Annotated in this window: 20 protein-coding genes and 1 pseudogene; 10 read left to right on the top strand and 11 right to left on the bottom strand. The window is 54.7% G+C overall.

Annotation, left to right across the window (positions count from 1 at the left end; all coding sequences use genetic code 11):
* Window positions 1–42: 42 nt before the first annotated feature.
* Together guaB and guaA are read left to right on the top strand one after the other, a co-directional pair.
* Entirely contained in the window at window positions 43–1,509 is a 1,467-nt protein-coding gene (gene guaB / locus RDN66_RS08260) for an IMP dehydrogenase (protein WP_035891430.1), read from the top strand.
* A gap of 68 nt (window positions 1,510–1,577) precedes the next feature.
* A complete protein-coding gene (gene guaA / locus RDN66_RS08255; protein ID WP_035891432.1) occupies window positions 1,578–3,155 on the top strand; it encodes a glutamine-hydrolyzing GMP synthase in 1,578 nt (525 codons plus the stop codon).
* 62 nt (window positions 3,156–3,217) lie between these two features.
* Here guaA and RDN66_RS08250 read toward each other — a convergent pair whose 3' ends face one another.
* Complete coding sequence (locus RDN66_RS08250; protein WP_202217451.1) at window positions 3,218–3,733, bottom strand: GNAT family N-acetyltransferase; 516 nt, start codon at window positions 3,731–3,733, stop codon at window positions 3,218–3,220.
* 123 nt (window positions 3,734–3,856) lie between these two features.
* Between RDN66_RS08250 and RDN66_RS08245 the strand changes: the two are divergent.
* Window positions 3,857–4,186 (top strand): annotated as a pseudogene (locus RDN66_RS08245) (LysR family transcriptional regulator substrate-binding protein); the annotation flags it as partial.
* An 18-nt stretch (window positions 4,187–4,204) separates the two neighbouring features.
* Here RDN66_RS08245 and mscS read toward each other — a convergent pair.
* Entirely contained in the window at window positions 4,205–5,083 is an 879-nt protein-coding gene (gene mscS, locus RDN66_RS08240) for a small-conductance mechanosensitive channel MscS (RefSeq protein ID WP_035891439.1), read from the bottom strand.
* Between the two features lie 362 nt (window positions 5,084–5,445).
* Window positions 5,446–5,649, bottom strand: a complete 204-nt coding sequence (locus tag RDN66_RS08235) for a YfgG family protein (RefSeq protein ID WP_072011319.1) — start codon at window positions 5,647–5,649, stop codon at window positions 5,446–5,448.
* A 352-nt stretch (window positions 5,650–6,001) separates the two neighbouring features.
* On the opposite strand from RDN66_RS08235, the gene RDN66_RS08230 reads away from it, so the two are divergent.
* Window positions 6,002–8,284, top strand: a complete 2,283-nt coding sequence (locus tag RDN66_RS08230; protein WP_202217452.1) for an EAL domain-containing protein — start codon at window positions 6,002–6,004, stop codon at window positions 8,282–8,284.
* Here RDN66_RS08230 and ppx read toward each other — a convergent pair.
* The 4 genes from ppx to purM all read right to left on the bottom strand — a co-directional run bounded on the left by ppx (window position 8,237) and on the right by purM (window position 13,756).
* Entirely contained in the window at window positions 8,237–9,784 is a 1,548-nt protein-coding gene (gene ppx / locus RDN66_RS08225; protein ID WP_035891441.1) for an exopolyphosphatase, read from the bottom strand. The two genes, RDN66_RS08230 and ppx, sit on opposite strands and share 48 nt — an antisense overlap.
* Window positions 9,785–9,787: 3 nt before the next feature.
* Entirely contained in the window at window positions 9,788–11,848 is a 2,061-nt protein-coding gene (gene ppk1 / locus RDN66_RS08220; protein WP_035891442.1) for a polyphosphate kinase 1, read from the bottom strand.
* A gap of 231 nt (window positions 11,849–12,079) precedes the next feature.
* Window positions 12,080–12,718, bottom strand: a complete 639-nt coding sequence (gene purN / locus RDN66_RS08215) for a phosphoribosylglycinamide formyltransferase (protein WP_035891444.1) — start codon at window positions 12,716–12,718, stop codon at window positions 12,080–12,082.
* Window positions 12,719–13,756, bottom strand: a complete 1,038-nt coding sequence (purM, locus tag RDN66_RS08210; RefSeq protein ID WP_035891446.1) for a phosphoribosylformylglycinamidine cyclo-ligase — start codon at window positions 13,754–13,756, stop codon at window positions 12,719–12,721.
* Between the two features lie 287 nt (window positions 13,757–14,043).
* Here purM and bglK point away from each other — a divergent pair, with 287 nt between their 5' ends.
* The 5 genes from bglK (at window position 14,044) to RDN66_RS08185 (ending at window position 19,361) form a co-directional block, all read left to right on the top strand.
* Complete coding sequence (gene bglK, locus RDN66_RS08205; RefSeq protein WP_308537765.1) at window positions 14,044–14,934, top strand: beta-glucoside kinase BglK; 891 nt, start codon at window positions 14,044–14,046, stop codon at window positions 14,932–14,934.
* 12 nt (window positions 14,935–14,946) lie between these two features.
* Window positions 14,947–16,377 carry a 6-phospho-beta-glucosidase gene (locus tag RDN66_RS08200; RefSeq protein ID WP_202217454.1) on the top strand — a complete coding sequence of 477 codons (1,431 nt, stop codon included), beginning with the start codon at window positions 14,947–14,949 and terminating at the stop codon, window positions 16,375–16,377.
* A gap of 186 nt (window positions 16,378–16,563) precedes the next feature.
* Entirely contained in the window at window positions 16,564–17,190 is a 627-nt protein-coding gene (gene upp, locus RDN66_RS08195) for a uracil phosphoribosyltransferase (RefSeq protein ID WP_035891452.1), read from the top strand.
* Window positions 17,191–17,274: 84 nt separating this feature from the next.
* Window positions 17,275–18,564 (top strand): uracil permease, encoded by a 1,290-nt coding sequence (uraA, locus tag RDN66_RS08190; protein WP_035891455.1) that lies wholly within the window; start codon window positions 17,275–17,277, stop codon window positions 18,562–18,564.
* A gap of 95 nt (window positions 18,565–18,659) precedes the next feature.
* Window positions 18,660–19,361 (top strand): DnaA inactivator Hda, encoded by a 702-nt coding sequence (locus tag RDN66_RS08185; RefSeq protein WP_185668937.1) that lies wholly within the window; start codon window positions 18,660–18,662, stop codon window positions 19,359–19,361.
* 74 nt (window positions 19,362–19,435) lie between these two features.
* On the opposite strand, the gene RDN66_RS08180 is transcribed toward RDN66_RS08185, so the two are convergent.
* From RDN66_RS08180 to celB, 3 genes are read right to left on the bottom strand one after another with little or no spacing between them, the layout of a single operon-like run.
* The gene (locus RDN66_RS08180) at window positions 19,436–20,893 is read right to left on the bottom strand and encodes a M17 family metallopeptidase (protein ID WP_202217455.1); all 1,458 of its coding nucleotides are present in this window, start codon (window positions 20,891–20,893) and stop codon (window positions 19,436–19,438) included.
* 3 nt (window positions 20,894–20,896) lie between these two features.
* Window positions 20,897–21,850 carry a N(4)-(beta-N-acetylglucosaminyl)-L-asparaginase gene (locus tag RDN66_RS08175; RefSeq protein ID WP_202217456.1) on the bottom strand — a complete coding sequence of 318 codons (954 nt, stop codon included), beginning with the start codon at window positions 21,848–21,850 and terminating at the stop codon, window positions 20,897–20,899.
* A 7-nt stretch (window positions 21,851–21,857) separates the two neighbouring features.
* Window positions 21,858–23,174: a PTS cellobiose transporter subunit IIC gene (celB, locus tag RDN66_RS08170; protein WP_035891463.1), complete on the bottom strand. Its 1,317-nt coding sequence runs from the start codon at window positions 23,172–23,174 to the stop codon at window positions 21,858–21,860.
* 167 nt (window positions 23,175–23,341) lie between these two features.
* Here celB and RDN66_RS08165 point away from each other — a divergent pair, with 167 nt between their 5' ends.
* Window positions 23,342–24,199 (top strand): XRE family transcriptional regulator, encoded by an 858-nt coding sequence (locus RDN66_RS08165; protein WP_202217457.1) that lies wholly within the window; start codon window positions 23,342–23,344, stop codon window positions 24,197–24,199.
* A 6-nt stretch (window positions 24,200–24,205) separates the two neighbouring features.
* On the opposite strand, the gene arsC is transcribed toward RDN66_RS08165, so the two are convergent.
* A complete protein-coding gene (arsC, locus tag RDN66_RS08160; RefSeq protein WP_035891466.1) occupies window positions 24,206–24,565 on the bottom strand; it encodes an arsenate reductase (glutaredoxin) in 360 nt (119 codons plus the stop codon).
* Window positions 24,566–24,576: the final 11 nt, after the last annotated feature.

Raw genomic sequence — 24,576 nt, 5'->3', positions numbered from 1 at the left:
GCCGCGGCAATATTTAATAACCTCCCAGGTGAGATATTGCCCATGCTACGTATCGCAAAAGAAGCCCTGACGTTTGACGACGTCCTCCTCGTTCCCGCTCATTCTACCGTTCTGCCGAACACTGCTGACCTCAGCACCCAGCTGACTAAAACGATTCGCCTGAACATTCCTATGCTCTCTGCGGCAATGGACACCGTGACTGAAGCGCGCCTGGCAATTGCCCTGGCACAGGAAGGCGGCATTGGTTTTATCCACAAAAACATGTCCATCGAGCGCCAGGCGGAAGAAGTTCGCCGCGTGAAGAAACACGAATCTGGTGTGGTTACCGACCCACAGACCGTTCTGCCAACCACGACGCTTGCTGAAGTGAAAGAACTGACCGAGCGTAACGGCTTCGCGGGCTACCCGGTTGTGACCGAAGAAAACGAACTGGTCGGTATCATCACCGGTCGTGACGTGCGCTTCGTGACCGACCTGAGCCAGCCGGTGAGCGTTTATATGACGCCGAAAGAGCGCCTTGTTACCGTTCGCGAAGGTGAATCACGTGAAGTGGTCTTCGCTAAAATGCATGAACGCCGCGTAGAGAAAGCGCTGGTGGTTGACGATAGCTTCCACCTGCTGGGCATGATCACCGTTAAAGACTTCAAAAAAGCAGAACGTAAACCAAACGCCTGTAAAGATGAGAAAGGTCGTCTGCGCGTAGGCGCTGCGGTTGGTGCGGGTGCGGGCAACGAAGACCGCGTTGATGCGCTGGTTGCGGCGGGCGTTGACGTCCTGCTGATTGACTCCTCCCACGGCCATTCCGAAGGCGTTCTGCAACGTATCCGTGAAACCCGTGCAAAATACCCAGACCTGCAGATCATCGGCGGCAACGTGGCAACTGGCGCAGGCGCTCGTGCCCTGGCTGAAGCCGGTTGCAGCGCGGTTAAAGTGGGTATCGGTCCTGGTTCCATCTGTACGACTCGTATCGTAACTGGCGTAGGTGTACCGCAGATCACCGCCGTTTCTGACGCGGTTGAAGCGCTGGAAGGCACCGGTATCCCGGTTATCGCCGACGGCGGCATCCGTTTCTCCGGTGACATCGCCAAAGCGATCGCCGCAGGTGCTGCTGCCGTGATGGTAGGCTCCATGCTGGCAGGTACCGAAGAATCCCCGGGCGAAATCGAACTCTACCAGGGCCGTTCTTACAAATCTTACCGTGGTATGGGCTCCCTGGGCGCGATGTCTAAAGGCTCTTCCGACCGTTACTTCCAGAGCGATAACGCTGCCGACAAACTGGTACCAGAAGGTATCGAAGGCCGCGTAGCCTATAAAGGTCGCCTGAAAGAGATCATTCACCAGCAGATGGGCGGCCTGCGTTCCTGTATGGGGCTGACCGGCTGTGGTACCATCGACCTGCTGCGTACGAAGGCTGAATTCGTGCGTATCAGCGGCGCGGGTATCCAGGAAAGCCACGTTCATGACGTGACCATCACCAAAGAGTCCCCGAACTACCGCATGGGCTCCTGATAAGTTTCCGCGCCCGGTTTTCACCGGGCGCTTTGTTATTGTTTCACTTGCCTCGGAATTAATGTCAAATGACAGACAATATTCATAAACATCGCATTCTCATCCTTGATTTCGGTTCCCAGTACACCCAACTGGTTGCACGTCGCGTACGTGAGCTGGGCGTCTATTGTGAGCTGTGGGCATGGGATGTTACTGAAGCCCAAATCCGTGAGTTCAATCCGAGCGGTATCATCCTCTCCGGCGGCCCGGAAAGCACCACCGAAGCAAACAGCCCACGTGCGCCAGAGTACGTGTTCAACGCTGGCGTGCCGGTCTTCGGCGTATGCTACGGCATGCAGACCATGGCAATGCAGCTTGGCGGTCACGTTGAAAGCTCCACCGAGCGTGAGTTCGGCTACGCGCAGGTTGAAGTGCAGACCGACAGCGCGCTGATCCGCGGTATCGAAGACTCCCTGACCGCTGAAGGCAAACCGCTGCTGGACGTATGGATGAGCCACGGCGACAAAGTGACTGCCATCCCAGAAGGCTTTGTCACCGTTGCCAGCACCGAGACCTGCCCGTTCGCCATTATGGCGCACGAGGAAAAACGCTTCTACGGCGTGCAGTTCCACCCGGAAGTGACCCACACCCGTCAGGGTCTGCGTATGCTGGAACGTTTTGTACGCGACATCTGCCAGTGTGAAGCGCTGTGGACCCCAGAGAAAATTATCGACGACGCCGTTACCCGCATCCGTGAGCAGGTTGGCGACGATAAAGTGATCCTCGGCCTGTCCGGCGGCGTGGACTCTTCCGTGACCGCGATGCTGCTGCACCGCGCAATCGGTAAAAACCTGACCTGCGTGTTCGTCGACAACGGTCTGCTGCGTCTGAATGAAGCGCAGCAGGTGATGGATATGTTTGGCGACCACTTCGGTCTGAACATCGTTCATGTTGAAGGTGAGCAACGCTTCCTCGATGCGCTGAAAGGCGAAAACGATCCGGAAGCCAAACGTAAAATCATCGGCCGCGTGTTCGTTGAAGTCTTCGATGAAGAAGCGCTGAAGCTGGAAGACGTTAAGTGGCTGGCGCAGGGCACTATCTACCCTGACGTTATCGAATCTGCGGCTTCCGCTACCGGTAAAGCGCACGTCATCAAATCTCACCACAACGTGGGCGGCCTGCCGAAAGAGATGAAGATGGGTCTGGTTGAACCGCTGCGTGAGCTGTTCAAAGACGAAGTGCGTAAAATTGGTCTGGAACTGGGCCTGCCGTACGACATGCTGTACCGTCACCCGTTCCCGGGTCCAGGCCTCGGCGTTCGCGTGCTGGGCGAAGTGAAGAAAGAGTACTGCGACCTGCTGCGTCGCGCGGACGCTATCTTCATCGAAGAACTGCACAAAGCCGACCTGTACAACAAAGTGAGCCAGGCGTTCACCGTGTTCCTGCCGGTCCGTTCCGTTGGCGTGATGGGCGATGGCCGTAAGTACGACTGGGTTGTCTCCCTGCGCGCTGTCGAAACCATCGACTTTATGACGGCACATTGGGCGCACCTGCCGTACGATTTCCTCGGCCGCGTATCCAACCGCATCATCAACGAAGTCAACGGCATCTCCCGTGTGGTGTATGACATCAGCGGTAAGCCACCGGCTACAATTGAGTGGGAATAATGTTCCTGCGGTAGTGACGTTAAAAAGCCTCTGCTAGCAGAGGCTTTTTTTATAGCTGCTTCTTACCCACGTAACCGCCTGAACATTAAGCTCGGCTCTTTCCCCGGAACATCATCAATCTCCCGCACCAACGTCAGCCCGCACTTTAGCAGCACCTTCTGCGAGGCAAGGTGGTTTTTGCGCACGATGCCCACCACGTCTTCCAGCTTCAGCACGTTGAATGCGTAATCGATAGCCAGCAGGGCAAACTCGGTTGCCAGGCCTTTGCCCCAGGCTTCGGGGGAAAAACGATACCCCAGGTTGTTCACCGTAAAGTCGGGATAATCGACAATGCGTATACCACCAAAACCAATGATTCGCTGCGGGTTTGCCCGCAGGCTAATCGCCCAGTTGCCGTAGCCATAGCTTTCAATATGTTCAAGCCACCCCGCCAGCACCTGGCGCGAATATGCGATATCTGCATGCGGGCCTGCGGGGTTAAAGGTGTTGGTCGCCGGGTCACCGTAAATGCGATAAAGATCATCGAGATCGTCTGCCGTTGCCGGGCGTAAGGTGAGATGTTCGGATTGCAGATGCATGGGGATTATCCTTGTCGATAAGGTTGTTCATCGCGCGTTTTTATTGTGCGACTAGCCTGGCACAGCGCAATCGACACCGCCAGCCCCGCAACGATAAGTGCCAGTACAGTAGATATCATCAGCCTACCGCTGATTGTCTTTGAAGCCGGGAGCGGGACGCGCACGCTGATTGATGGCTGGTTTCAGCAGGCCGGGTTGCAGGTGACACCCGTGATGCAGCTTGGCAGCATTGAAGCCATTAAACGAATGGTGGCCGCAGGTTTGGGGTACAGCATTATTCCGCGTATGGCCGTTGCGCGTCGCTACGATAGTGAAGGGCTGCATGTTCAGTCGCTGTCGCCGCTGCTTTATCGTCAGCTGGGTGTGGTGCTGCGTCAGGATACAATTCGCAGTAAAGGGATAACGGAAGTTATCCGGTTATTACAGCAGCATGAGTGGAATACTCCCCTCTGAAAAGAGGGGAGACGGCAGTTAGCCTACCCGGTGCAGCTGTCGCTGAGGCCGGTTGGTGACGTTCTCCACGCGAATATCCATCTGCGGGTACGGAAGGTCGATGTGATTGGCATCCATCGCTTCTTTGATGTTTTCCAGCAGATCGTAATAGGTGTTCCAGTATTCGGCGTTACGTACCCACACGCGAACGTAGAAGTTCAGCGATGAGGCTCCCAGCTCACCCAGACGTACGGTCGTCCCCCGGTTCTGGTCGATACGTTTATCCTGTTCGATGATGTGCGTAATCACGCTTTTCACATCAGCGATACGACTCTGATAGCCAACGCCAATGACCAGATCGATACGGCGGAATGGGTGACGTGAGTAGTTGATGATGTTGTCGGCGATGATCTTACCGTTCGGGATAACCACTTCTTTACTGTCACCGGTAAGCAGAGTGGTGGAGAAAATATGGACCTTCTCAACGGTGCCGGTCATGGTGCCAATCTGCACCACTTCACCGGCACGGAAAGGACGCAGGGAGACCAGCATCACGCCGGCGGCAAAGTTTGACAGCGAACTTTGCAGCGCCAGACCAACGGCCAGACCCGCAGCACCGATGACCGCAATGATGGAGGATGTTTCAATGCCCAGGCGACCCAGCGCGGCGACCACGGAAAAGGCGAGCGTGATGTAACGCACCAGTGCGGTAAAGAACTGCACAATGGTGATATCAACCTTGCGCTTTAACAGCAGTTTCTCCAGGCCACGGGAGAGCACACGGGATATAAATTTACCGATAAATAATAGAATAATCGCGGCAACGATGTTCCAGCCAAACTGGATAACGGCGTCACTGTGCCCTGACATCCACTCCAGGCCGCTTTTTATTTTTGGAAATAACGTAAAACCAGTCATGCTCAAACCCTGTCGCGTTAAAGTTAATAGTGGGTAAAACAATTAAATATTCAAAACATATATAAATTTTTTATATATTGGGGTGATTTTTGAGTTATGCCTTGGTGATTATTAGTGCGCTTACTGATTCTTTTTTATGCTCTTTATCTGGGCTGTAAAAAATCAGCGCGGCATGTTGCGACTGTAGAAAAAGAAAAGTTTGTGTAATTGTGCTGGAATTAGTTTTTTTCCAATATCGGAAGATAAAGATCGGGGTTCAGCCAGAAAGCGGGGTAGCCAAATTCCTTACCGGATGGTTAAAAGTCGGGTTGTTAGCCATCCGGTAAGGAATCTCGGTGTAAAAAAATGGTGGGTGCAGGGCGTTAACGAACGTCTGTTTGTGCGGGAGGCGTCTTTTGCGACAGGCTGCTTTGCTGGGATTCTTTTTTGTCCTGGTGGTGATGCCACGCACCGATAGAGGAGTAGACGAAGCGTCCGAAGAAGAAGATAAAGCTGATAAGCAGTACGATTCGGGTCATTCGACCGTTAAATCGGTGTCGCTTGCGTAGGCTGGTAACCTGGCTCACAAAGGGGTCCTTTTGTTATACCCATAGACGGGCGATGGGTACATTAAGGCACAGAGAGGGGCGGGGGTCAATTGCGGTGAATGTAAAGAACCGTCAGATAAAACATTAATTAATGTTATATAAGATATTATTCGTATTCACAAGCTAGCGTTGATAATTGGCGATAGACCTAAAAATAGAAAATTAATGTTTTGATGTGTGCTATTTGTTGACTCATATCAAACTTCATTCGTAACCGATAACTAAAATCTTCGCCTGACCCGCGTAATAGCTTCTATCGCGGCCTTTTTAAGCCAGGTTGGATGCCTGTCTGAAAATACCCAGCCGGATTTGGGGTATCCTTAGAGCATCTATGAATTTCTGTAAATTATATAAGCAATATCGAGATGAATGGTGGGGGCTACCCCTGATATTGCCTCTTCTTGTGTTACCCGTTATCAAAATTGCTAATACATATACCTATATTGGCGGTGCCAGGACTTATCTTTATTACCTTCCTCTGCCTTTTATGCTTTGCATGATGTTGTTTTTTAGCTGGAAAGCACTGCCTGGTCTGATTGCCGGTATTGGCTGCTATCTGACGAAAGATATGCACTTCGTTGAAAAGTTGGGCATCGCGCTACAGTTCCTCATTCCGACGATAGTGGCGTGGGGAGGCTATCAGTTTTTTAACCAGCAGAGAAAGATGGTCTCGCATGGCGATACACGGCTGATGGCGTATAGGCTGTTCTGGCAGATGTTCATCCCGGCGACGATTTTCCTGCTTTTGCTGCAGTTTACCTTATACCTGGGGCTCTACCCGAGCCAGAGGAATACGGCGTGGGCCTCGCCGCTGACCCAGCGTAATTTAATTAACTATCAGTCGCTGCTGATGGGGTATCTCACGGGGGTACCGCTGTGCTATTTGCTGATTCGCTTAATCCGTAATCCTAACTACTTCCGCAGCTTTTTATCGCAGGTTCGACGCGATTTCGATCCTAAGGTGACAGGGCTGGAGATGCTGGTCTGGGCGGTAATGGTTGCCGGCATCTTTTCGATGCTGATGTCTCCGCTGACGAAAGCGAGCTCGATTTTTAGTACGAACTACACGATATCTTTGCTGCTGCCGGTGATGCTCTGGGGCGCAATGCGTTTTGGCTACCGCTTTATCTCGGTGGTCTGGACGATGATGCTGATTGTGGCTATCCACTATCATTACCACTTTGTTCCTCGAAGCGCGGGCTACAGCGTGCAGATGGCGATTACGTCATCCAGCTTTCTTATTTTCTCGTTTATTATCGCGTACATGGCGATGCTCTCCAGCCGTCAGCGGGCGATTCATGAGCGCGTACGCCGTATTGCGTTTATCGACCCGGTTGTCAGCTTGCCCAATATGCGTGCGCTGAGCCGAGCGATTAACCATACTCCCTGGTCGGTACTCTGTTTTTTGCGGATGCCGGACCTCGAAGTACTGACGCGCCACTACGGCATTATGCTGCGCATTAACTACAAGCAGAATCTGGCTAAATATATCTGCGATGTACTTCGCCCCGGCGAGGACGTGTACCAGCTCACCGGTAGCGATTTGGCGATGCTGTTGCATACCGAATCCTACAAAGATCGCCTTGACGACCTGTATGCCCATATACAGCAATTCCGCTACAGCTGGAATGGGATGCCGCTCCAGCCGCAGGTTGGGGTCAGCTACTGCTATATTCATTCGCCGATCTCTCATCTCTCTTTAATGCTAGGCGAGCTGAATACGGTGGCAGAGCTCTCTTTGGTCACCAATCGGCCGGAAAACCTGCAGCGCCGTGGCGCGCAGTATCTGCAGCAGGAGCTGAAAGATAAGATTGCGATGATGGTAAGGGTGCAGCAGGCGCTGGAAAACAATGGTTTCCGCCTGATGGCGCAGCCGATTGTCGGCGTGCGTGGCGATGACTATCACGAAGTCCTGCTGCGTATGCTGGGTGACGATGGCGAGCTGATTTCACCGCTGCTGTTCTTGCCCGTTGCCTATGAGTTTGGCATGGCGTCGCGTATCGATCTTTGGGTGCTGGAAAATACGCTGCGCTTTATGGCGAGTCGTCGGAAGAGCAATCCGGGTATGCGTCTGGCGTTGAATCTCTCGCCATCAACCGCGAGCGGAACCGGGTTTTCTCAGCAGGTTAAAGACCTTCTGGCAGAGTACAGTATTGAGGCCTGGCAGCTGGTCTTTGAAATTACCGAGAGCCATTCGCTGGTTAACGCCGATCAGGCGCGGCGAACGCTGCATGAACTTCAGGATCTGGGCTGTCGGGTGGCAATTGACGACTTCGGTACCGGCTATGCCAGCTACGCGCGTCTCAAGCATATTAGCGCCGATATTCTGAAAATCGACGGCAGCTTTATCCGCAATATTGCGACCAGCAGCCTGGATTACCAGATTGTCTCGTCTATCTGCCATCTGGCGCGGATGAAGAAAATGCGGGTAGTGGCGGAATACGTCGAGAACGAAGAGATTCGCACGGCGGCAATTGCGCTGGGGATTGATTATTTGCAGGGGTACGGTATTGGCAAGCCAGCTCCCCTGGAGGAGCTGGCGGTAGCGGAAACAGCGGCGTGTGAATCAGGCGGCGACGACTTCGTCGGGCTCCCGCTCCTCAGTGATTTTTAACAACCAGCCGGTGACGCTTTCCCAATACTGCTGCTCTTTTTCCAAATCGAGCAGCACCAGCGCGTTCTGGGTAAACCAGTCGTGCGGGAAGCAGAGCGTCCAGTGGTTCGCTTCCGTCGTCAGCTTCAGCGTCGGCGGCGTTGTCGTTGCCTGTCGCTGATTATTCAGCAGCACGCCAAGGCGCAGTAGCTGAATCATCGGCAGGAACTGTTTCTTTTTGAACAACGTAAAGCGCGGTAGCTCATCGAGCTTAATCGCCTTACGGTGGAAACGAACCAGCGTCGACATCAGGTACTGCTGCTCCTGGTTGAAGCCCGGCAGGTCGCTGTTTTGCAGAATATAGGCAGAGTGGCGATGCATACCGCTGTGGTTAATATTCAGCCCGACTTCATGCAGCATCGATGCCCATTTCAGCAGTGCGGTCAGCTGCGGATTGCCCAGTTTAGGGTTCTGCTCCAGCCACTGATCGTACATTTGCATGGTCGTTTCCAGTACGCGCTGCGCCTGTTCACGGTCGATGTTGTACTGATTTGCCAGGCTTTGCGCGGTGCGGCTGCGTACATCCTGGTGACGGAAGCGGCCTTCCATTTCATACAGCACGCCTTCACGCAGCGCGCCGTCGGAAAGACGAAGCTCTTTAATCGCCAGCGAATCAAACACGCCGCAGAGAATCGCCAGCCCGGGAACGAACACGCCTTTACGTTCTTCCGACAGGCCCGGCAGACTGAGGCTATTGAAGTTCTTATACTTCAGCACCTCTTCAACCAGCATCTCGAGTCGCTCTGGGGTGATAAACCCATCCTTTTCGCCCATCTCGACCAGCACTTCATGCGCCGCTTTGATGGTGCCTGACGCGCCCATGGCAAAATTCCAGCCCTGAATACGGTACTGCCATGCCAGCGTCTCCAGCTTCTGCACCGCTGCAAGGCGGGCACGCTGGAAGTTCTCACGGTTGATGGTCCCGGCGAGGAAGAACTGTTGCGCAAAACTCACGCAGCCCATGCGACGGCTTTCAACCAGGCGAGGTTCAAAGTCTTCACCGATCACCAGCTCAGTAGAGCCGCCGCCGATATCGATAACCAGCTTGCGGCCTTTTTCAGGCTGGGTGTGCTCTACGCCCATAAAAATCAGACGGGCTTCTTCGTTCCCGGAGATGATCTCAATGGGGTAAGGGATCACTTTTTCTGCACGCGTCAGAAACTCGGTGGCGTTAGCCGCCTGACGCAGGGTGTGAGTGCCCACGATGCAAACGCTGGAAGGGGAGAACCCCTGTAGGCGTTCAGCAAACAGTGACAGGCAGCTCAGCCCGCGTTCAATCGCCTCTTCGCTCAGCATGTTGTTTTCATCCAGCCCATCGGCCAGATGAACGCGCTGCTTCAGACGGCCGATAATCTGCATCGCGCCGTCGACAACGCGCGCGATAACCATATGAAAACTGTTCGAACCGAGATCAACCGCCGCAAACTCCTGCGGCCGGGGTGCTTTGCTTTTTATTGGCATAGGTTAGTCAGGTTGTTCAAGTAATTTGAGGTAATCGTAAATCGCCTGCTGCGCGCGGACCTTGCGTCGGTTTCCGCGTGGCACATAGCGATTACTCAGTTCTTTATCAATAAAGCGGGCCTTCACCGTATCACTGAACAGAATATCGATAATATCGAGGATCCGCTGTTTAAGACGCGGGTCGAGCAGCGGTGTGGCTACTTCGATACGGTAGTCGATATTTCGGGTCATCCAGTCAGCGGAGGAGAGATAAACGCGTTTATCGCCGCCGTTCTCAAAAATATAGATGCGATCGTGCTCAAGGAAACGGTCAACGATACTAATTACGCGAATATTATCGCTGATCCCTTCCAATTCTGGAATCAGAGAACACATGCCGCGGATGAGCAGATTAACCTGCACACCAGAACTGGAGGCCGCATACAGGCGATCGACCAGCCCTTTATCGACCAGGTTGTTCAGCTTCAGGGTGATCCCCGCGGCCTGGCCGTTTTGCGCATTGGCAATTTCACGGTCGATCATCTCGTAAAGCAGACGACGGGAGTTCTGCGGCGATACCAGCAGGTAGTCGAAGGTGACCGGGCGGTACGGGTTCTCAATAAAGTTGAACACCCGACGCACTTCATTGGTGATACGGGCATCGGCGGTGATTAACGAGTAGTCGGTGTAGATTCGCGCCGTTTTCTCGTTAAAGTTGCCGGTACCAATGTGCGCGTAGCGCACCACGTCATCGCCCTCTTTACGGGAGATAAGGAACAGCTTGGCGTGAATTTTCAGCCCCGGTGCGGAGAAGATAACGTGAACGCCCGCTTCGGTCAGGCGCTTCGCCCAATGGATGTTGGCCTCTTCATCAAAGCGCGCCTGCAGCTCCACGACCACGGTGACTTTTTTACCGTTGTGGGCGGCATGGATCATTGCATCAATAATGCGTGAGTCTTTCGCCACGCGGTAGATGTTGATCTTAATGGCCAGCACGCTCGGGTCAAACGATGCCTGACGCAGCAGCTCGAGCACGTGCTCAAAGGTGTGGTACGGGTAGTAGAGCAGCACATCGCGTTCGCGAATGGCATCGAAGCCGTTGCGGAACTTATCAAACCAGACGTGGCGCAGGCGCGGCATCGGCTTGTTGACCAGGTTGGCTTTGCCGACGTTCGGGAAGCCAATAAAGTCTTTAAAGTTATGATAGCGACCGCCCGGCACGATGGAGTCGTAGCGGGAAATGGTCAGCTTTTTACGCAACATTTCTACCATGGCGTCCGGCATATCGCGCTGATACACAAAGCGTACCGGCTCAGCGGTGAGACGCTGCTTCAGGCTTGAGGACATCAGCTCCATCAGGCTCGACTCCATCTCGTGTACCAGATCGTACTCGGCATCACGGGTCATTTTCATGGAGTAGGCGTTGAGGGCATCGTAGTCGAAGAAGCCTTTGAAGATGTCATCCAGACAGTAGCGAAGGATGTTATCGAGCAGGATCATCGGTTTACGACGGCGCGGCGTTTCGGGTGGCAGGTTAACGAAGCGCGGCACTTTATCTGACGGGATCTCCAGCAGCGCGTAGTTGATCTCATCGCCGCGGATGATTTCTACCGCCAGATAGGTGTAATCGTCTTTCAGGAACTGGACCAGGTCGGTCTCCCGGTTCAGCAGAATCGGGGTGATATGCTGGCGCAGATGCTGTTTAAAGTAGTGACGAAGCCAACCCTGTTGATTAACGGAAAGCTGACGTTCGTTAATCAGGAAGATTTGGTTGCGGGCCATCTCCAGCAAGAGTTCGTTGTACAGGCCATCAAACTCTTGATCGGCTTTCAGCACCCGAGCCTGAATACGGCTCAGCAGGTGACGGGAATGCGTGGTCACGCCCTGTTCTTCACTAATGATGATGCGGCGCTTCAGCTCTGCAAAGCGGACCTTATAGAATTCGTCGAGGTTGTTGGAGTAGATCCCCAGAAAACGCATGCGCTCAATCAGCGGGTTACTTTTGTCTGCCGCTTCCTGGAGGACGCGCTCGTTGAATGACAACCAGCTCAGTTCTTTTTCGATGTACAGTTTTTCCTGACCCATTACTACTTACACTCCGGTTTGTTCACGGGACGCGGCAAAGTCGTCTCACTGTTTATATTGCTAGCTTTGCCGGGCTATGTCCAACTGTGTCATCTAAGTATGACAGTTATCCTGATTTGCATAAAAAAGAGGGCCATAAGGCCCTCTTAGTAAGGTAGCCCGGCCGAACGAAGTGACGCCGGGGAGATACCCCGGAGTCGACGCTGACGCGTCTCGTCCGGGCTACAGGATTTATTCTGCTGCATGGCCTTCCGGTGGCAGCTTCACGTCATCCAGCCAGGCATGGTTATCCTGCATCTTCAGACGACCATTGAGGAACCAACCCACCACCAGAGGATAGATAGCGTGCTCCTGCGCCTGAACGCGAGAGGTGATTTCCTCTTCATCATCGCCGTCGAAAACCGGTACCTTGGCCTGCAAAATGACCGGTCCGCCGTCCAGTTCTTCGGTAACAAAGTGTACCGAGGTGCCGTGTTCCGTATCGCCGTTATCGAGCGCCTGACGATGGGTATTCAGCCCTGGGTATTTCGGCAGCAGGGAAGGGTGGATGTTGAGCAGTTTGCCCTGATAGTGCTGAACGAACTCAGCGCTCAGAATGCGCATGTAGCCCGCCAGCACTACGACATCGGGCGCATAGGCGTCAATTTCATGCATCAGCTCGCGGTCAAAGGCTTCGCGGCTGGCAAACTGACTTGCCGCCAGTGCGTGCTGGGGAATGCCCGCCTCGCGCGCCCGCTCAAGGCCGAACGCATCGGCCTTATTGCTAAATACCGCTCGAATGGTGCCAGGAATCCTTTTCTGCTCGCAGGCGTCAATTAGCGCCTGTAAGTTGCTGCCGCTGCCGGAAATCAGCACCACGATATTTTTCATTTATTCGATGACCACACGCTGTTCGGAATCAGAGGCTTTGATATAGCCGATTTTCCACGCGTTTTCACCTTTTTCGTTCATCAGCGCAATGGCTTTGTCAGCCTGGTCAGCCGCCAGCGCGATAACCATGCCCACGCCGCAGTTGAAGGTACGGTACATTTCATGCTGACTTACGTTACCGGCATCCTGTAGCCAGTTGAATACTGCTGGCCACTGCCAGGAGGATTCATCAATAACGGCTTGGGTATTGTCTGGCAGCACGCGCGGGATATTTTCCCAGAAGCCGCCACCTGTCAGGTGCGCAATGGCGTGAACATCAACGCTGGCGATCAGTTCCAGGATAGATTTCACATAGATGCGGGTCGGAGCCAGCAGATGGTCAGCCAGGGTTTTGCCTTCAAGCTGGGTGGTGTCCGGGTTGCAGCCGCTGACTTCAACAATTTTACGCACCAGCGAATAGCCGTTGGAGTGCGGGCCGCTGGAGCCGAGGGCAATCAGCACGTCACCGTCGGTCACTTTGCTGCCATCAATGATTTCTGATTTCTCAACGACGCCAACGCAGAAACCGGCCACATCGTAATCTTCACCGTGGTACATGCCCGGCATTTCAGCGGTTTCGCCGCCAACCAGCGCACAGCCAGACTGCAGGCAGCCTTCAGCGATGCCGTTGATAACGCTGGCTGCGGTATCGACGTCGAGCTTACCGGTCGCATAGTAGTCGAGGAAGAACAGTGGCTCAGCGCCCTGGACCACCAGGTCGTTTACGCACATCGCCACGAGATCGATCCCGATGGTGTCGTGACGTTTTAAATCCATCGCTAAACGCAATTTGGTACCAACGCCGTCAGTGCCGGAAACCAGCACCGGTTCGCGATATTTTTGTGGCAGCGCGCACAGTGCGCCGAAACCGCCTAATCCACCCATCACTTCTGGACGGCGAGTTTTCTTCACCACCCCTTTGATACGGTCAACCAGAGCGTTTCCTGCGTCAATATCAACACCGGCATCTTTATAGCTGAGAGAGGTTTTGTCGGTCACTGCTAAGTCTCCACGCGTTTGCGATAGCAAGAAAAATCGGCGCAATTCTATCAGTCCAGGCAAACGTTTGCGAGCCTATTCTGATCCCAATTTTCGTGGCCCGGTTTTTCCATCGTTTCCATCAATATATCGGTCAAATATGATACTGCTCACGAAAATGAAACCGGGTACACCCTTGTTCTTGCATCCATTACGGCGAATCCACATCATGTCACTGAAACCGGTTTCTGTTTTTGTTTCAGCAGAGCCAATAGCAGATGTGAAAACGGCCACAAGGGATGAACGGAATGAAGATTGCTGCCTTTGATATTGGAGGTACGGCGTTAAAGATGGGCGTTGTTGCCGTAAGCGGTGAACTGCTCGAAAAAGGAAAACAGCCCATCAGCGACAGCGATGGCGACCAGATTCTGGCGGCAATGGAAAGTTGGATTGCGGCCCATCCTGAATGCACCGGTATCGCTATCAGCGCGCCGGGCTACGTTAACCCCCATACCGGTTATATCGAAATGGGCGGTGCCATTCGTAAATTCGATAACTTTGCCATTAACGCGTGGCTGGAAGAACGAACCGGGCTTCCGGTCGCTATTGAGAACGATGCGAACTGTGTGCTGTTGGCCGAGCGCTGGCAGGGCAAGGCTCGCGACATGGCTAACTGCCTGGTGATGACCATCGGCACCGGCATCGGCGGCGCTATCTTCTGTAACAACCAACTGGTGCACGGCGCCCGTTTTCGCGCTGGCGAATTCGGTTATATGCAAACCACCCGTCCCGGCGCTCGCGACGTCCGTCGCTACTCTATGAATGAAAACTGCACGTTGCGCGTGCTGCGCTATCGCTACGCGCAGCATATCGGCAAAACGCAGGACGAGGTGACGGGCGAGGAAATTTTTGACCGCTTTGAGGCGGGGGATGCCGTCTGTCAGCGACTGGTGTCGGAGTTTCTCAATGATATCGGCACCGGCCTTTATAACCTGGTGAACCTGTTTGACCCGCAGACCATTTTCATCGGTGGCGGCATCGTGGAGCGGCCTGGCTTCCTGGCGCTGATGCGCGAATATTTGGCCTGGTTCGGCATCGCTGAATATATCGATACCGTCAGCCACGGCAACGACGCCGGGCTTATCGGCGCGGTTTACCATTTCAATCAGCACTATTCGCAGCGACAACTTACTGTTTAACGAGGGAAAGATATGTCTGGATTTAAAGCTGGGTTTCTCTGGGGCGGCGCGGTAGCCGCACACCAACTTGAAGGCGGTTGGCAGGAAGGCGGGAAGGGCGTGAGCGTGGCGGACGTGATGACCGCCGGGGCGCACGGCGTGCCGCGCGAAATTACCAACGGCGTCCTGCCAGGAAAAAATTATCCAAACCACGAAGCCATCGACTTTTACCACCGTTATAAAGACGATCTGAAGCTGTTCGCCGAAATGGGCTACAAGTGCTTCCGTACCTCTATTGCCTGGACGCGTATTTTCCCTAACGGCGACGAGCTGACGCCGAACGAAGCGGGCCTGCAGTTCTATGATGACCTGTTCGACGAATGCCTGAAGCTCGGCATCGAGCCGGTCATTACCCTGTCGCACTTCGAGATGCCGTATCACCTGGTCACCGAGTACGGCGGCTGGCGCAACCGTAAGCTGATTGAATTCTTCGTTCGCTTTGCCAAAGTGGTGTTTACCCGTTACCAGCACAAAGTGAAGTACTGGATGACGTTCAACGAAATCAACAACCAGGCGAACTTCCACGAAGATTTTGCGCCGTTCACCAACTCTGGCCTGAAGTATCAGCCGGGTGAAGACCGCGAGCCGGTGATGTATCAGGCCGCACACTATGAGCTGGTGGCGAGCGCGCTGGCGGTGAAAGTCGGGCATGAAATCAACCCTGCGCTGCAAATTGGCTGCATGATTGCCATGTGCCCAATCTACCCGCTGAGCTGCGCGCCGAATGACATGATGATGGCGATGAACGCCATGCACCGTCGCTACTGGTTCACCGACGTGCACGTGCGCGGCAAGTATCCGCAGCATCTGCTGAACTACTTCGAGCGTCGTGGTTTTGAACTCGATATCACCGATGAAGACCGCCAGGCGCTGACTGAGGGCTGCGTCGACTACATCGGCTTTAGCTACTATATGTCGTTTGCCACCAAAGCCACCGACGATAACCCGCAGCTCGACTACGACGAAACCACCAGTCTGGTTTCCAACCCGTACGTACAGAAATCTGACTGGGGCTGGCAGATTGACCCAGTGGGTCTGCGCTACTCCCTGAACTGGTTCTATGACCACTATCAGCTGCCGCTGTTTATCGTGGAGAACGGCTTTGGGGCGATTGACGTGCTGGAGAGCGACGGCACGGTGAACGACCAGTACCGCATCGACTATCTTGCTGCGCATATTGCTGAAATGAAAAAAGCGGTCGTGGAAGATGGCGTGGATCTGATGGGCTACACCCCGTGGGGCTGCATCGACCTGGTTTCCGCCGGTACCGGCGAAATGAAGAAACGCTACGGCTTTATTTATGTCGATAAAGACAACGAAGGCAACGGCACGCTGGCGCGCAGCCGTAAAAAATCTTTTGCCTGGTATCAGAAGGTGATTGCGACCAACGGTAGCGAGCTCTAACTCGCTGAATACGTAATATAAAACCCCGCGAGTCGGGGTTTATTTTTATCCTGTCTTATACTCTCTGAGGACCCATTCGCCGCTTTGCTTGATCCTGGTCAATCATCATAGGTATGGCGCAATCGGAAAAAAGCGGTATAATCCCGCGATTTTTTTTGTGGCTGCCCCATCTAAAGGAGAAAGAGAATGAAGATTGTGGAAGTTAAACACCCACTCGTCAAACACAAGCTGGGCCTGATGCGCGAGAACGACATCAGCACCAAACGCTTCCGTGAACTCGCCTCCGAAGTCGGCAGCCTGCTGACTTATGAAGCTACCGCCGGTCTGGAAACCGAGAAAGTGACCATCGAAGGCTGGAATGGTCCGGTAGAAATCGACCAGATCAAAGGTAAGAAAATTACCGTTGTGCCAATCCTGCGTGCAGGCCTGGGCATGATGGACGGCGTACTGGAAAACGTACCAAGCGCGCGTATCAGCGTGGTCGGTATGTACCGCGACGAAGAGACGCTGGAGCCGGTTCCTTACTTCCAGAAGCTGGTCTCTAATATCGATGAGCGTATGGCGCTGATCGTTGACCCGATGCTGGCAACCGGCGGCTCCGTTATCGCTACCATCGACCTGCTGAAAAAAGCGGGCTGCTCCAGCATTAAGGTGCTGGTGCTGGTAGCTGCGCCGGAAGGTATCGCGGCGCTGGAAAAAGCGCATCCGGACATCGAGCTGTACACCGCGTCGATTGACCAGGGCCTGAACGAGCACGGATACATTATTCCGGGCCTCGGCGATGCCGGCGATAAGATTTTTGGTACTAAGTAAACGAAAAAATAAAAAGAGCCGACTTTGATAGTCGGCTTTTTTTTGAATAAAAAAACTCAGACTAATAACACAGAGGAAAACACAATGACGCGCCGTGCAATTGGGGTAAGCGAAAGACCACCGTTGTTACAGACCATCCCGCTTAGCTTGCAGCATTTATTCGCCATGTTTGGCGCAACCGTGCTGGTGCCAGTCCTGTTTCACATCAACCCGGCCACCGTCCTGCTGTTCAACGGTCTCGGAACGCTGCTGTATCTCTTCATCTGTAAAGGCAAAATCCCGGCTTATCTGGGCTCCAGCTTTGCCTTTATCTCCCCGGTACTGCTGCTGCTGCCGTTAGGCTACGAAGTGGCGCTGGGCGGCTTTATTATGTGCGGCGTGCTGTTCTGCCTGGTCTCCTTCATCGTGAAAAAAGCGGGCACCGGCTGGCTTGACGTGATGTTCCCTCCTGCGGCGATGGGCGCAATCGTTGCCGTTATTGGCCTGGAACTGGCGGGCGTTGCGGCTAACATGGCGGGGCTGCTGCCGCCGGACGGTCAGTCTGCGGATACTAAAACCATCATCATCTCCCTGGTGACGCTAGGTGTAACCGTGTTTGGCTCGGTGCTGTTCCGTGGCTTCCTGGCCATTATCCCGATTCTTATCGGCGTGCTGGTGGGCTATGCGCTCTCCTTCGTGATGGGCGTCGTGGACACCACCCCGATTGCCGAGGCGCACTGGTTCGCGCTGCCAACCTTCTATACCCCACGCTTTGAGTGGTTTGCCATCTTCACTATCCTGCCAGCGGCGCTGGTGGTTATTGCCGAACACGTCGGCCACCTGGTGGTGACGGCGAACATCGTCAAGAAAGACCTGATTCGTGACCCTGGCCTGCACCGCTCGATGTTTGCGAACGGTCTCTCCACCGTGATCTCCGGTTTCTTTGGCTCTACCCCGAACACCACCTACGGCGAAAACATCGGCGTGATGGCGATTACTCGCGTGTACAGCACCTGGGTTATCGGCGGTGCGGCAATCATTGCGATTCTGCTCTCCTGCGTTGGTAAGCTGGCGGCGGCGATTCAGATTATCCCACTGCCGGTCATGGGCGGTGTTTCTCTGCTGCTGTACGGGGTCATCGGGGCTTCCGGTATCCGCGTGCTGATCGAATCCAAAGTGGACTACAGCAAAGCGCAGAACCTGATCCTGACCTCCGTTATCCTGATCATCGGCGTGAGCGGCGCGAAAGTGCACATCGGCGCGGCTGAGCTGAAAGGCATGGCGCTGGCGACGATCGTGGGTATTTGTCTGAGTCTGGTCTTCAAACTGATCAGCGTCCTACGCCCGGAAGAAGTGGTGCTGGACGCGGAAGACAGTGAAACCTCTAAGTCGTGATCCTAAAGCCGGGCGGATCGCCGCCCGGTTCTCTCCCCAGCTATTTCTGTGTTAAACTCTTCCCGTTTTTTCGTAAGCCCATGTTGAGGTCTCCTCTGAACGCACCGGCACAGCTTTCTTTGCCACTTTATCTTCCTGATGATGAAACCTTTGCGAGTTTCTTCCCAGGCGATAACCCTTCTTTACTTGCTGCACTGCAAAACGTGCTGCGGCAGGAACACAGCGGATACATCTATATCTGGGCGCGCGAAGGCGCCGGGCGCAGCCATTTGCTGCACGCGGCCTGTGCCGAACTCTCCCAGCGCGGCGATGCTGTGGGCTACGTTCCGCTGGATAAACGCACCTGGTTTGTGCCGGAAGTGCTGGAAGGGATGGAGCAGCTTTCGCTGGTTTGCATCGATAACATCGAGTGCGTGGCGGGAGACGAATTGTGGGAAATGGCGATTTTTAATCTCTATAATCGGATCTTAGAGTCGGGCAACACCCGCTTGCTGATCACCGGCGATCGCCCGCCGCGTCAGTTGAATTTGGGTCTGCCGGATCTTGCTTCGCGCCTCGACTGGGGGCAAATCTACAAGCTCCAGCCGCTGTCTGATGAAGATAAATTACAGGCCTTGCAATTACGTGCTCGTCTGCGCGGCTTTGAAATGCCGGACGATGTGTGTCGCTTCATGCTTAAACGCCTGGATCGCGAAATGCGCACGCTGTTCCAGACGCTGGATCAGCTCGATCATGCCTCCATTACCGCTCAGCGCAAGCTAACCATTCCGTTTGTGAAAGAGATTCTGAAGCTGTAGTACATTTCCCGGCGGCGCTTCGCTTGGCCGGGCTACACGAAGCAGTAGCCCAGCCGAACACAGTGACGCCGGGTTTACTCTCTAATATCCAGATCGTTAAGCAAATGCTGCATCAGCAGCGGAATTGGCCTGCCTGATGCCACGCTTTTCCCCCCTTCGCGCCACAGCGCCGTACCGCTGACATCCAGATGCGCCCACGGAATATCTGCCGGGCAGAAGTGGTGAAGCAGCCAGGCCGCAGAGGCGCTGATCGCTGCGTTGTTGGTCGGCGTATTGCATAGATCGGCAATGGCGCTCTCCGTTTGCTTTTTCAACCTGGCATCCAGCGGCAGCGACCAGACTTCATCGCCACTCTGTTCCCCGGCGGTGGTTAAGGCTGAACGCAACGCGTTATCTTGGGTCATCAGCCCGCTCAGCTCATAGCCCAGCGCTTTAACCACCGCACCGGTTAGCGTGGCGAGGTCGATAATATACTGCGTTTGCGCATGACGCTGGCTGGCCCAGGCGATAGCGTCGGAGAGCACCAGGCGGCCTTCGGCGTCGGTATTATTAATTTCCACCGTCATGCCGTTACAGGCGCGGGCCACGCTGCCCGGCTGCATGGCGTCGGGGCCGATGGCGTTTTCCGCCAGCGCCAGTACGCCCATCACCCGCACCGGTAATTTAAGCTCAGCGATGCAAAGCATCAGCCCAAGGACGTTGGCCGCACCGCACATGTCATACTTCATGGTGTACATGCCCGCGCCTTCTTTCAGCCACAGGCCGCCAGTGTCGAAAGTCACGCCCTTGCCGACATAGCTGCGCACCGGGCCATGGCTCGCCCCTTCGTAATGAATGGCCAGCAGGCGCGGTGGGCGGCTGGCACCCTTGCCTACCGCATGCAGCAGGCCAAGGCCTTGTTCGACAATGGCCTTTTCATCCAGCACTTCACAACGCAGGGTAGGGAAGGGGGCGCACAGACGCTGGGCTTCTTCCACCACATACTGCGGCGTGCACTGCTCGGAAGGGGTATCCGCCAGGCGGCGGGCGGCAATCATGCCGTTGGCTATCGCCTGCTGTTGGCTGAACAGGGTTTCAAGACGTGCCTGTTCAGCGTCGGAACAGAAAGCATCAATATGCGTCAGGCGTACATCGCTTCGTGCGGACGTTTTCAGCCCGAGGTCCGTCAAGGTGTGGGCCTGGTTAAACAGGAAACGCAACGTTTTAGTCAGGGCCGTATTGTGAATGTACGTACAGTCGAGCAGCACGTTGCTGCATATCGGCGTGGCAAACAGCGGACGCAGGAAGGTGAGCAGCGAGTCGGTCAGGCTGTCCTGCCAGGCGTTTTGCGGCACGATGGTGATACGGGCGAATGGCCCACAGCCGAAACCGGTGTCCGCCAGCTTTCCCTGGGCTGCGCGCGCCGTCATCTCGGCAATCAGCGGGTTATTGCGCAGCACATCCTGCTGGAGCAAAGGGCTGTCGGGCCAGGTGATGAGATGGCTCTGTTCTTGCTCGCTTCCGAGCGTCGTCACTAAGCGGTAGTTAATCATCGTTTATTCCTCGATAGGGGCGCGAATGCGGTCGGCATAGGCCTGCATCCAGGCGTCGTCTACCGGCTGATAATGGGTTTTCTCTTTAACGCGCTCGGCGCGGAACACCGTCAGCGGCTGAGTGGCGGTGGCCACCACAAACGAGAAGGTTTTGATGTTGGTTGCCGCGCCGAACTCGCCTTTGCGGTTCATGCAAACCACGGAGAGATCCCCCGCACGGCCAAAGCGCGACATCAGCTTATCTTCCAGTTCGTACACCACCGAATCCGCCGCCTGCTGTGGGGTCATACCCTGTTCCATTCGGCGGACGATTTCGTAGCTGGTGCAGCCTTTCATTAAATCTTCGCCCACGCCGGTGGCGGTAGCCGCGCCGATAAGGCTGTCGCAGTAGAAGCCGGAACCGATAATCGGTGAGTCGCCAATTCGTCCGCGTTTTTTCATAAACAGGCCGCTGGTGGAGGTGGCCACGCTCATCGAGCCCTTTTTGTCGAGAGCGATAACGCCGACGGTGTCGTGACCGTCGTAGGGGCTTAGCCCTTTGTCCAGCGTCTCTCGGCAGCGTTTACGGTAGTGCTGCATCGCGCGTTCGGTGAGCATTTTTTTCTCGGTAAAGCCCTGGCTCAGCGCCCATTCGCGCGCGCCCTGGCCAACCAGCAGCGAGTTATAGCGCTGGCGACCCAGCGCCTGCGCTACTTTCACCGGGTTAGCGATGTCGACCAGATTACCCACCGCGCCAAAGGCCAGCGTATCGCCGTCCATCCAGGCGGCGTCCAGTTCTACCTCGCCGTTCTCGGTTGGCAGGCCGCCATAGCCTACCGATTTGTAGAACGGAAAATCTTCTACTGCGACCACGGCATCCACCACGGACGTTGCTGCTGCACTGCCTGCTGCCAGCGCGGACGCCGACTCCTCTACGCCTTCCAGCGCCATACGCCAGGTTGCAATAATTCCCCACATCTTTTTGTTACTCCTGTTTTGCTAGCGTGCTGGATTCCTCAACGGTACTGATCTCCGCATTACGGTACTGCTTATCGACGATGCGCATAAACGGCAGGTACAGCATCGCGCCAATCAGCAGGTTAATGATTTGCATCACGCTGCCGGAAATATGCCCGGTAACGATAAATCCGCTGATCACCGGCGGCAGCGTCCACGGGATAAACACCCCGGTGGTCACGGCGACGGCACCCACTTTCATCGCCAGATACTGGATAGTCACCAGCACCAGTGGTACCAGGTTGAACGGGATAAGCATGATGGGGTTCATAATCACCGGCAGGCCGAAAAGCACCGGTTCGTTGATGTTGAAGATGGATGCCCCCGCGCCCAGTCGCGCCACTTCGCGCATGTTTTTACTGCGTGCGAAAATCAGCATGGCGATGACCAGCGACAGCGTGGCCCCTGCACCACCCATCCAGATCATGTCGAAAAATTGTTCGGTAATAATGTGCGGCGGTGTGACGCCTGCCTGAATGGCTGCAATGTTGTCGGTCTGGTTTTCCATCCACAGCGGACGGATGATGCCGTTGACCATCGAACCCGAGTTAATCCCCACTGACCACAGAATGGTGATGCTGAATACGGTCATCAGTGCGCCAAAATAGGAGGTGCCGAAGTGGCGAACCGGGGTGGCGACGACGTCATAAATGAACTGGTGAATGGTGCTGTAGTGGGTGTTCTCAAAGCCGATGCGAATTGCCAGCACCAGAATCATCACCACCAGTGCCGGAATCAGTGCAGCGAAAGATTCCTGTACCGCAGGTGGTACCCCTTCCGGCATTTTGATGACCAGTTTTTTGCGCTTCAGCCAGCAGAACAGCTCGGTCCACAGCAGTGAGCCAATCATGGCGACGAACAGACCTTTGGTGCCAATCCATTCAACCGGCATCACGGTAATGCCGCCGTTTTCGGCAACCTTAATAAACGGTGTCAGGATCAGGAAGCAGACCAGCGCCAGAATGCCGCTGGAGATGCGGTCATCGCCGTAGTGCTCTGCGAGTCGGTAGGCGACAAGGAAGCTGATAAACAGCGACATGGTAGAGAAGACCGCGTTAAACGGGATCTCGATAATGGCGCTCCAGCTTGCGCCGAAGGTGCTGGACATAAACTGCTGATAGCCCTGATTCGGGAACGACGAGATAACCAACAGAATGGAGCCGACGATAATAAACGGCATAAAGGAAACATAGGCACCGCGGATGGCGCCAAGATGACGTTGCTGCGCGGTTTTCGCCGCAATCGGCATCAATTTCTCTTCTAAAAATCCCAGAACATTGTTCATTGTGAACTCCGTATAAGATTAACGGACATTGTGTGTGTTATGTAATAGAAAACGACGAAAGGGATTATGGGAGAAAGCCTGGCCCGGAAAGGTGAAACGGGTCACAATGCATCGACTTGATTCATATAAATCTCATATGATTAGTTATAAATACCTCAAGGAAAGCCATGGAAATTAAGCTGCATGCTAACGCGACAACGACACCGCGTATTCGCAAATACCTCCAGGAATCGGACAAAAGTGACCGTGAACTGGCGCTGGAACTGGGTATTTCCGTCACGACAGTACGGCGCTGGCGTAAGCGTGAGCAGACGGCGGATAAAAGCACGACGCCTGTGGTGATACACAAAGTGATGAGACAAGAGCAGATTGTGTTGATTAATGCGCTGCGCGAAATTCTCCGCGCGCCGTTAGACGATCTGCTGTTTATGGTGCAGGAAGGGCTAGGCATTCCGCTGTCCCGCGCGACGCTCAGCCGTTACCTGACGCCGTCTTATCCGAAAAATGGTGAGGCCATACTGCAAGGTAAGAAGGCGCTTAAAGCGGGCATTCGGCCACAAACGCTGGCGCTGCATTACCGCTTTTTGTCGCTGCATATGGACGATGACGGTGACCATCACCTGCTGTGGGCGCAGGAGCCCGTAAGCGGCTGGTGTGCGGCGCGCATCTACTCGGGTATGTCATCGCCGCTGGTTATCCACTGGCTGGATGCGGTGCTGGAACAGTTTCCGGGTGATATCCAATCTGTTGAGATTAAAAGTGATGAGTGGTTAAGCGAAACGTATATTACCGCGCTAAGTCAGCATCTGGCCGAGCGCGAGATAAACGTCAGCGTAACGACGACGGAACGGAAGCATCAGGCGGTGGCGGTCACCGTACCGCTGGTGGCGATTATCCCCGCGCTGCGCGCTTGTACGTCGGATGAACTCGTCGTGAAGCTGTGCGCGTTATTTAACGGCGGCAAGGAACAGAAAAAACTGGGGAATATGACGCCGCAGGCTTTTCTGGAAGCGCTGCGGCCTTAGGGGGAATCAGCGGACGATTTCCAGGACCTGCTCCGGTGGGCGGCCAATGCGTGCCTGCCCGTTGTGGACCACGATAGGGCGCTCAATCAGTTTCGGGTTCTCTACCATCGCCTGAATAAGCTGTTTTTCGCTAAGCTGGCTATCGGCAAGGTTCAGCGACTTGTAGAGATCTTCTTTCTGGCGCATCAGTTCGCGTGCGCTGCCAAGCCCCAGCATCTTGATCAGCTTGCCGATCGTGTCGGCATCCGGTGGCGTGTCGAGGTAAAGCACGACCTCAGGGTCGATACCGTTATCCTTCAGCAGGCTTAAGGTCTCGCGGCTCTTTGAGCAGCGCGGGTTGTGATAAATCGTGACCGAATCCGTCATCGTCTCTCCTA

It is taken from the genome of uncultured Kluyvera sp. (genome assembly GCF_902485085.1).
GTDB classification, from domain to species: Bacteria; Pseudomonadota; Gammaproteobacteria; order Enterobacterales; family Enterobacteriaceae; genus Kluyvera; species Kluyvera ascorbata.
The sequence above is the reverse complement of the archived record's forward strand: the minus strand, read 5'-3'. Positions and strand labels throughout refer to the sequence as shown.

Excerpts from the sequence above, each read along its gene's own strand:
- guaB (WP_035891430.1), top strand. The coding sequence starts at position 43 with ATGCTACGTATCGCAAAAGAAGCCCTGACGTTTGACGACGTCCTCCTC.
- guaA (WP_035891432.1), top strand. The coding sequence starts at position 1,578 with ATGACAGACAATATTCATAAACATCGCATTCTCATCCTTGATTTCGGT.
- RDN66_RS08250 (WP_202217451.1), bottom strand. The coding sequence starts at position 3,733 with ATGCATCTGCAATCCGAACATCTCACCTTACGCCCGGCAACGGCAGAC.
- mscS (WP_035891439.1), bottom strand. The coding sequence starts at position 5,083 with ATGACTGGTTTTACGTTATTTCCAAAAATAAAAAGCGGCCTGGAGTGG.
- RDN66_RS08230 (WP_202217452.1), top strand. The coding sequence starts at position 6,002 with ATGAATTTCTGTAAATTATATAAGCAATATCGAGATGAATGGTGGGGG.
- ppx (WP_035891441.1), bottom strand. The coding sequence starts at position 9,784 with ATGCCAATAAAAAGCAAAGCACCCCGGCCGCAGGAGTTTGCGGCGGTT.
- ppk1 (WP_035891442.1), bottom strand. The coding sequence starts at position 11,848 with ATGGGTCAGGAAAAACTGTACATCGAAAAAGAACTGAGCTGGTTGTCA.
- purN (WP_035891444.1), bottom strand. The coding sequence starts at position 12,718 with ATGAAAAATATCGTGGTGCTGATTTCCGGCAGCGGCAGCAACTTACAG.
- bglK (WP_308537765.1), top strand. The coding sequence starts at position 14,044 with ATGAAGATTGCTGCCTTTGATATTGGAGGTACGGCGTTAAAGATGGGC.
- RDN66_RS08200 (WP_202217454.1), top strand. The coding sequence starts at position 14,947 with ATGTCTGGATTTAAAGCTGGGTTTCTCTGGGGCGGCGCGGTAGCCGCA.
- upp (WP_035891452.1), top strand. The coding sequence starts at position 16,564 with ATGAAGATTGTGGAAGTTAAACACCCACTCGTCAAACACAAGCTGGGC.
- uraA (WP_035891455.1), top strand. The coding sequence starts at position 17,275 with ATGACGCGCCGTGCAATTGGGGTAAGCGAAAGACCACCGTTGTTACAG.
- RDN66_RS08180 (WP_202217455.1), bottom strand. The coding sequence starts at position 20,893 with ATGATTAACTACCGCTTAGTGACGACGCTCGGAAGCGAGCAAGAACAG.
- RDN66_RS08175 (WP_202217456.1), bottom strand. The coding sequence starts at position 21,850 with ATGTGGGGAATTATTGCAACCTGGCGTATGGCGCTGGAAGGCGTAGAG.
- celB (WP_035891463.1), bottom strand. The coding sequence starts at position 23,174 with ATGAACAATGTTCTGGGATTTTTAGAAGAGAAATTGATGCCGATTGCG.
- RDN66_RS08165 (WP_202217457.1), top strand. The coding sequence starts at position 23,342 with ATGGAAATTAAGCTGCATGCTAACGCGACAACGACACCGCGTATTCGC.
- arsC (WP_035891466.1), bottom strand. The coding sequence starts at position 24,565 with ATGACGGATTCGGTCACGATTTATCACAACCCGCGCTGCTCAAAGAGC.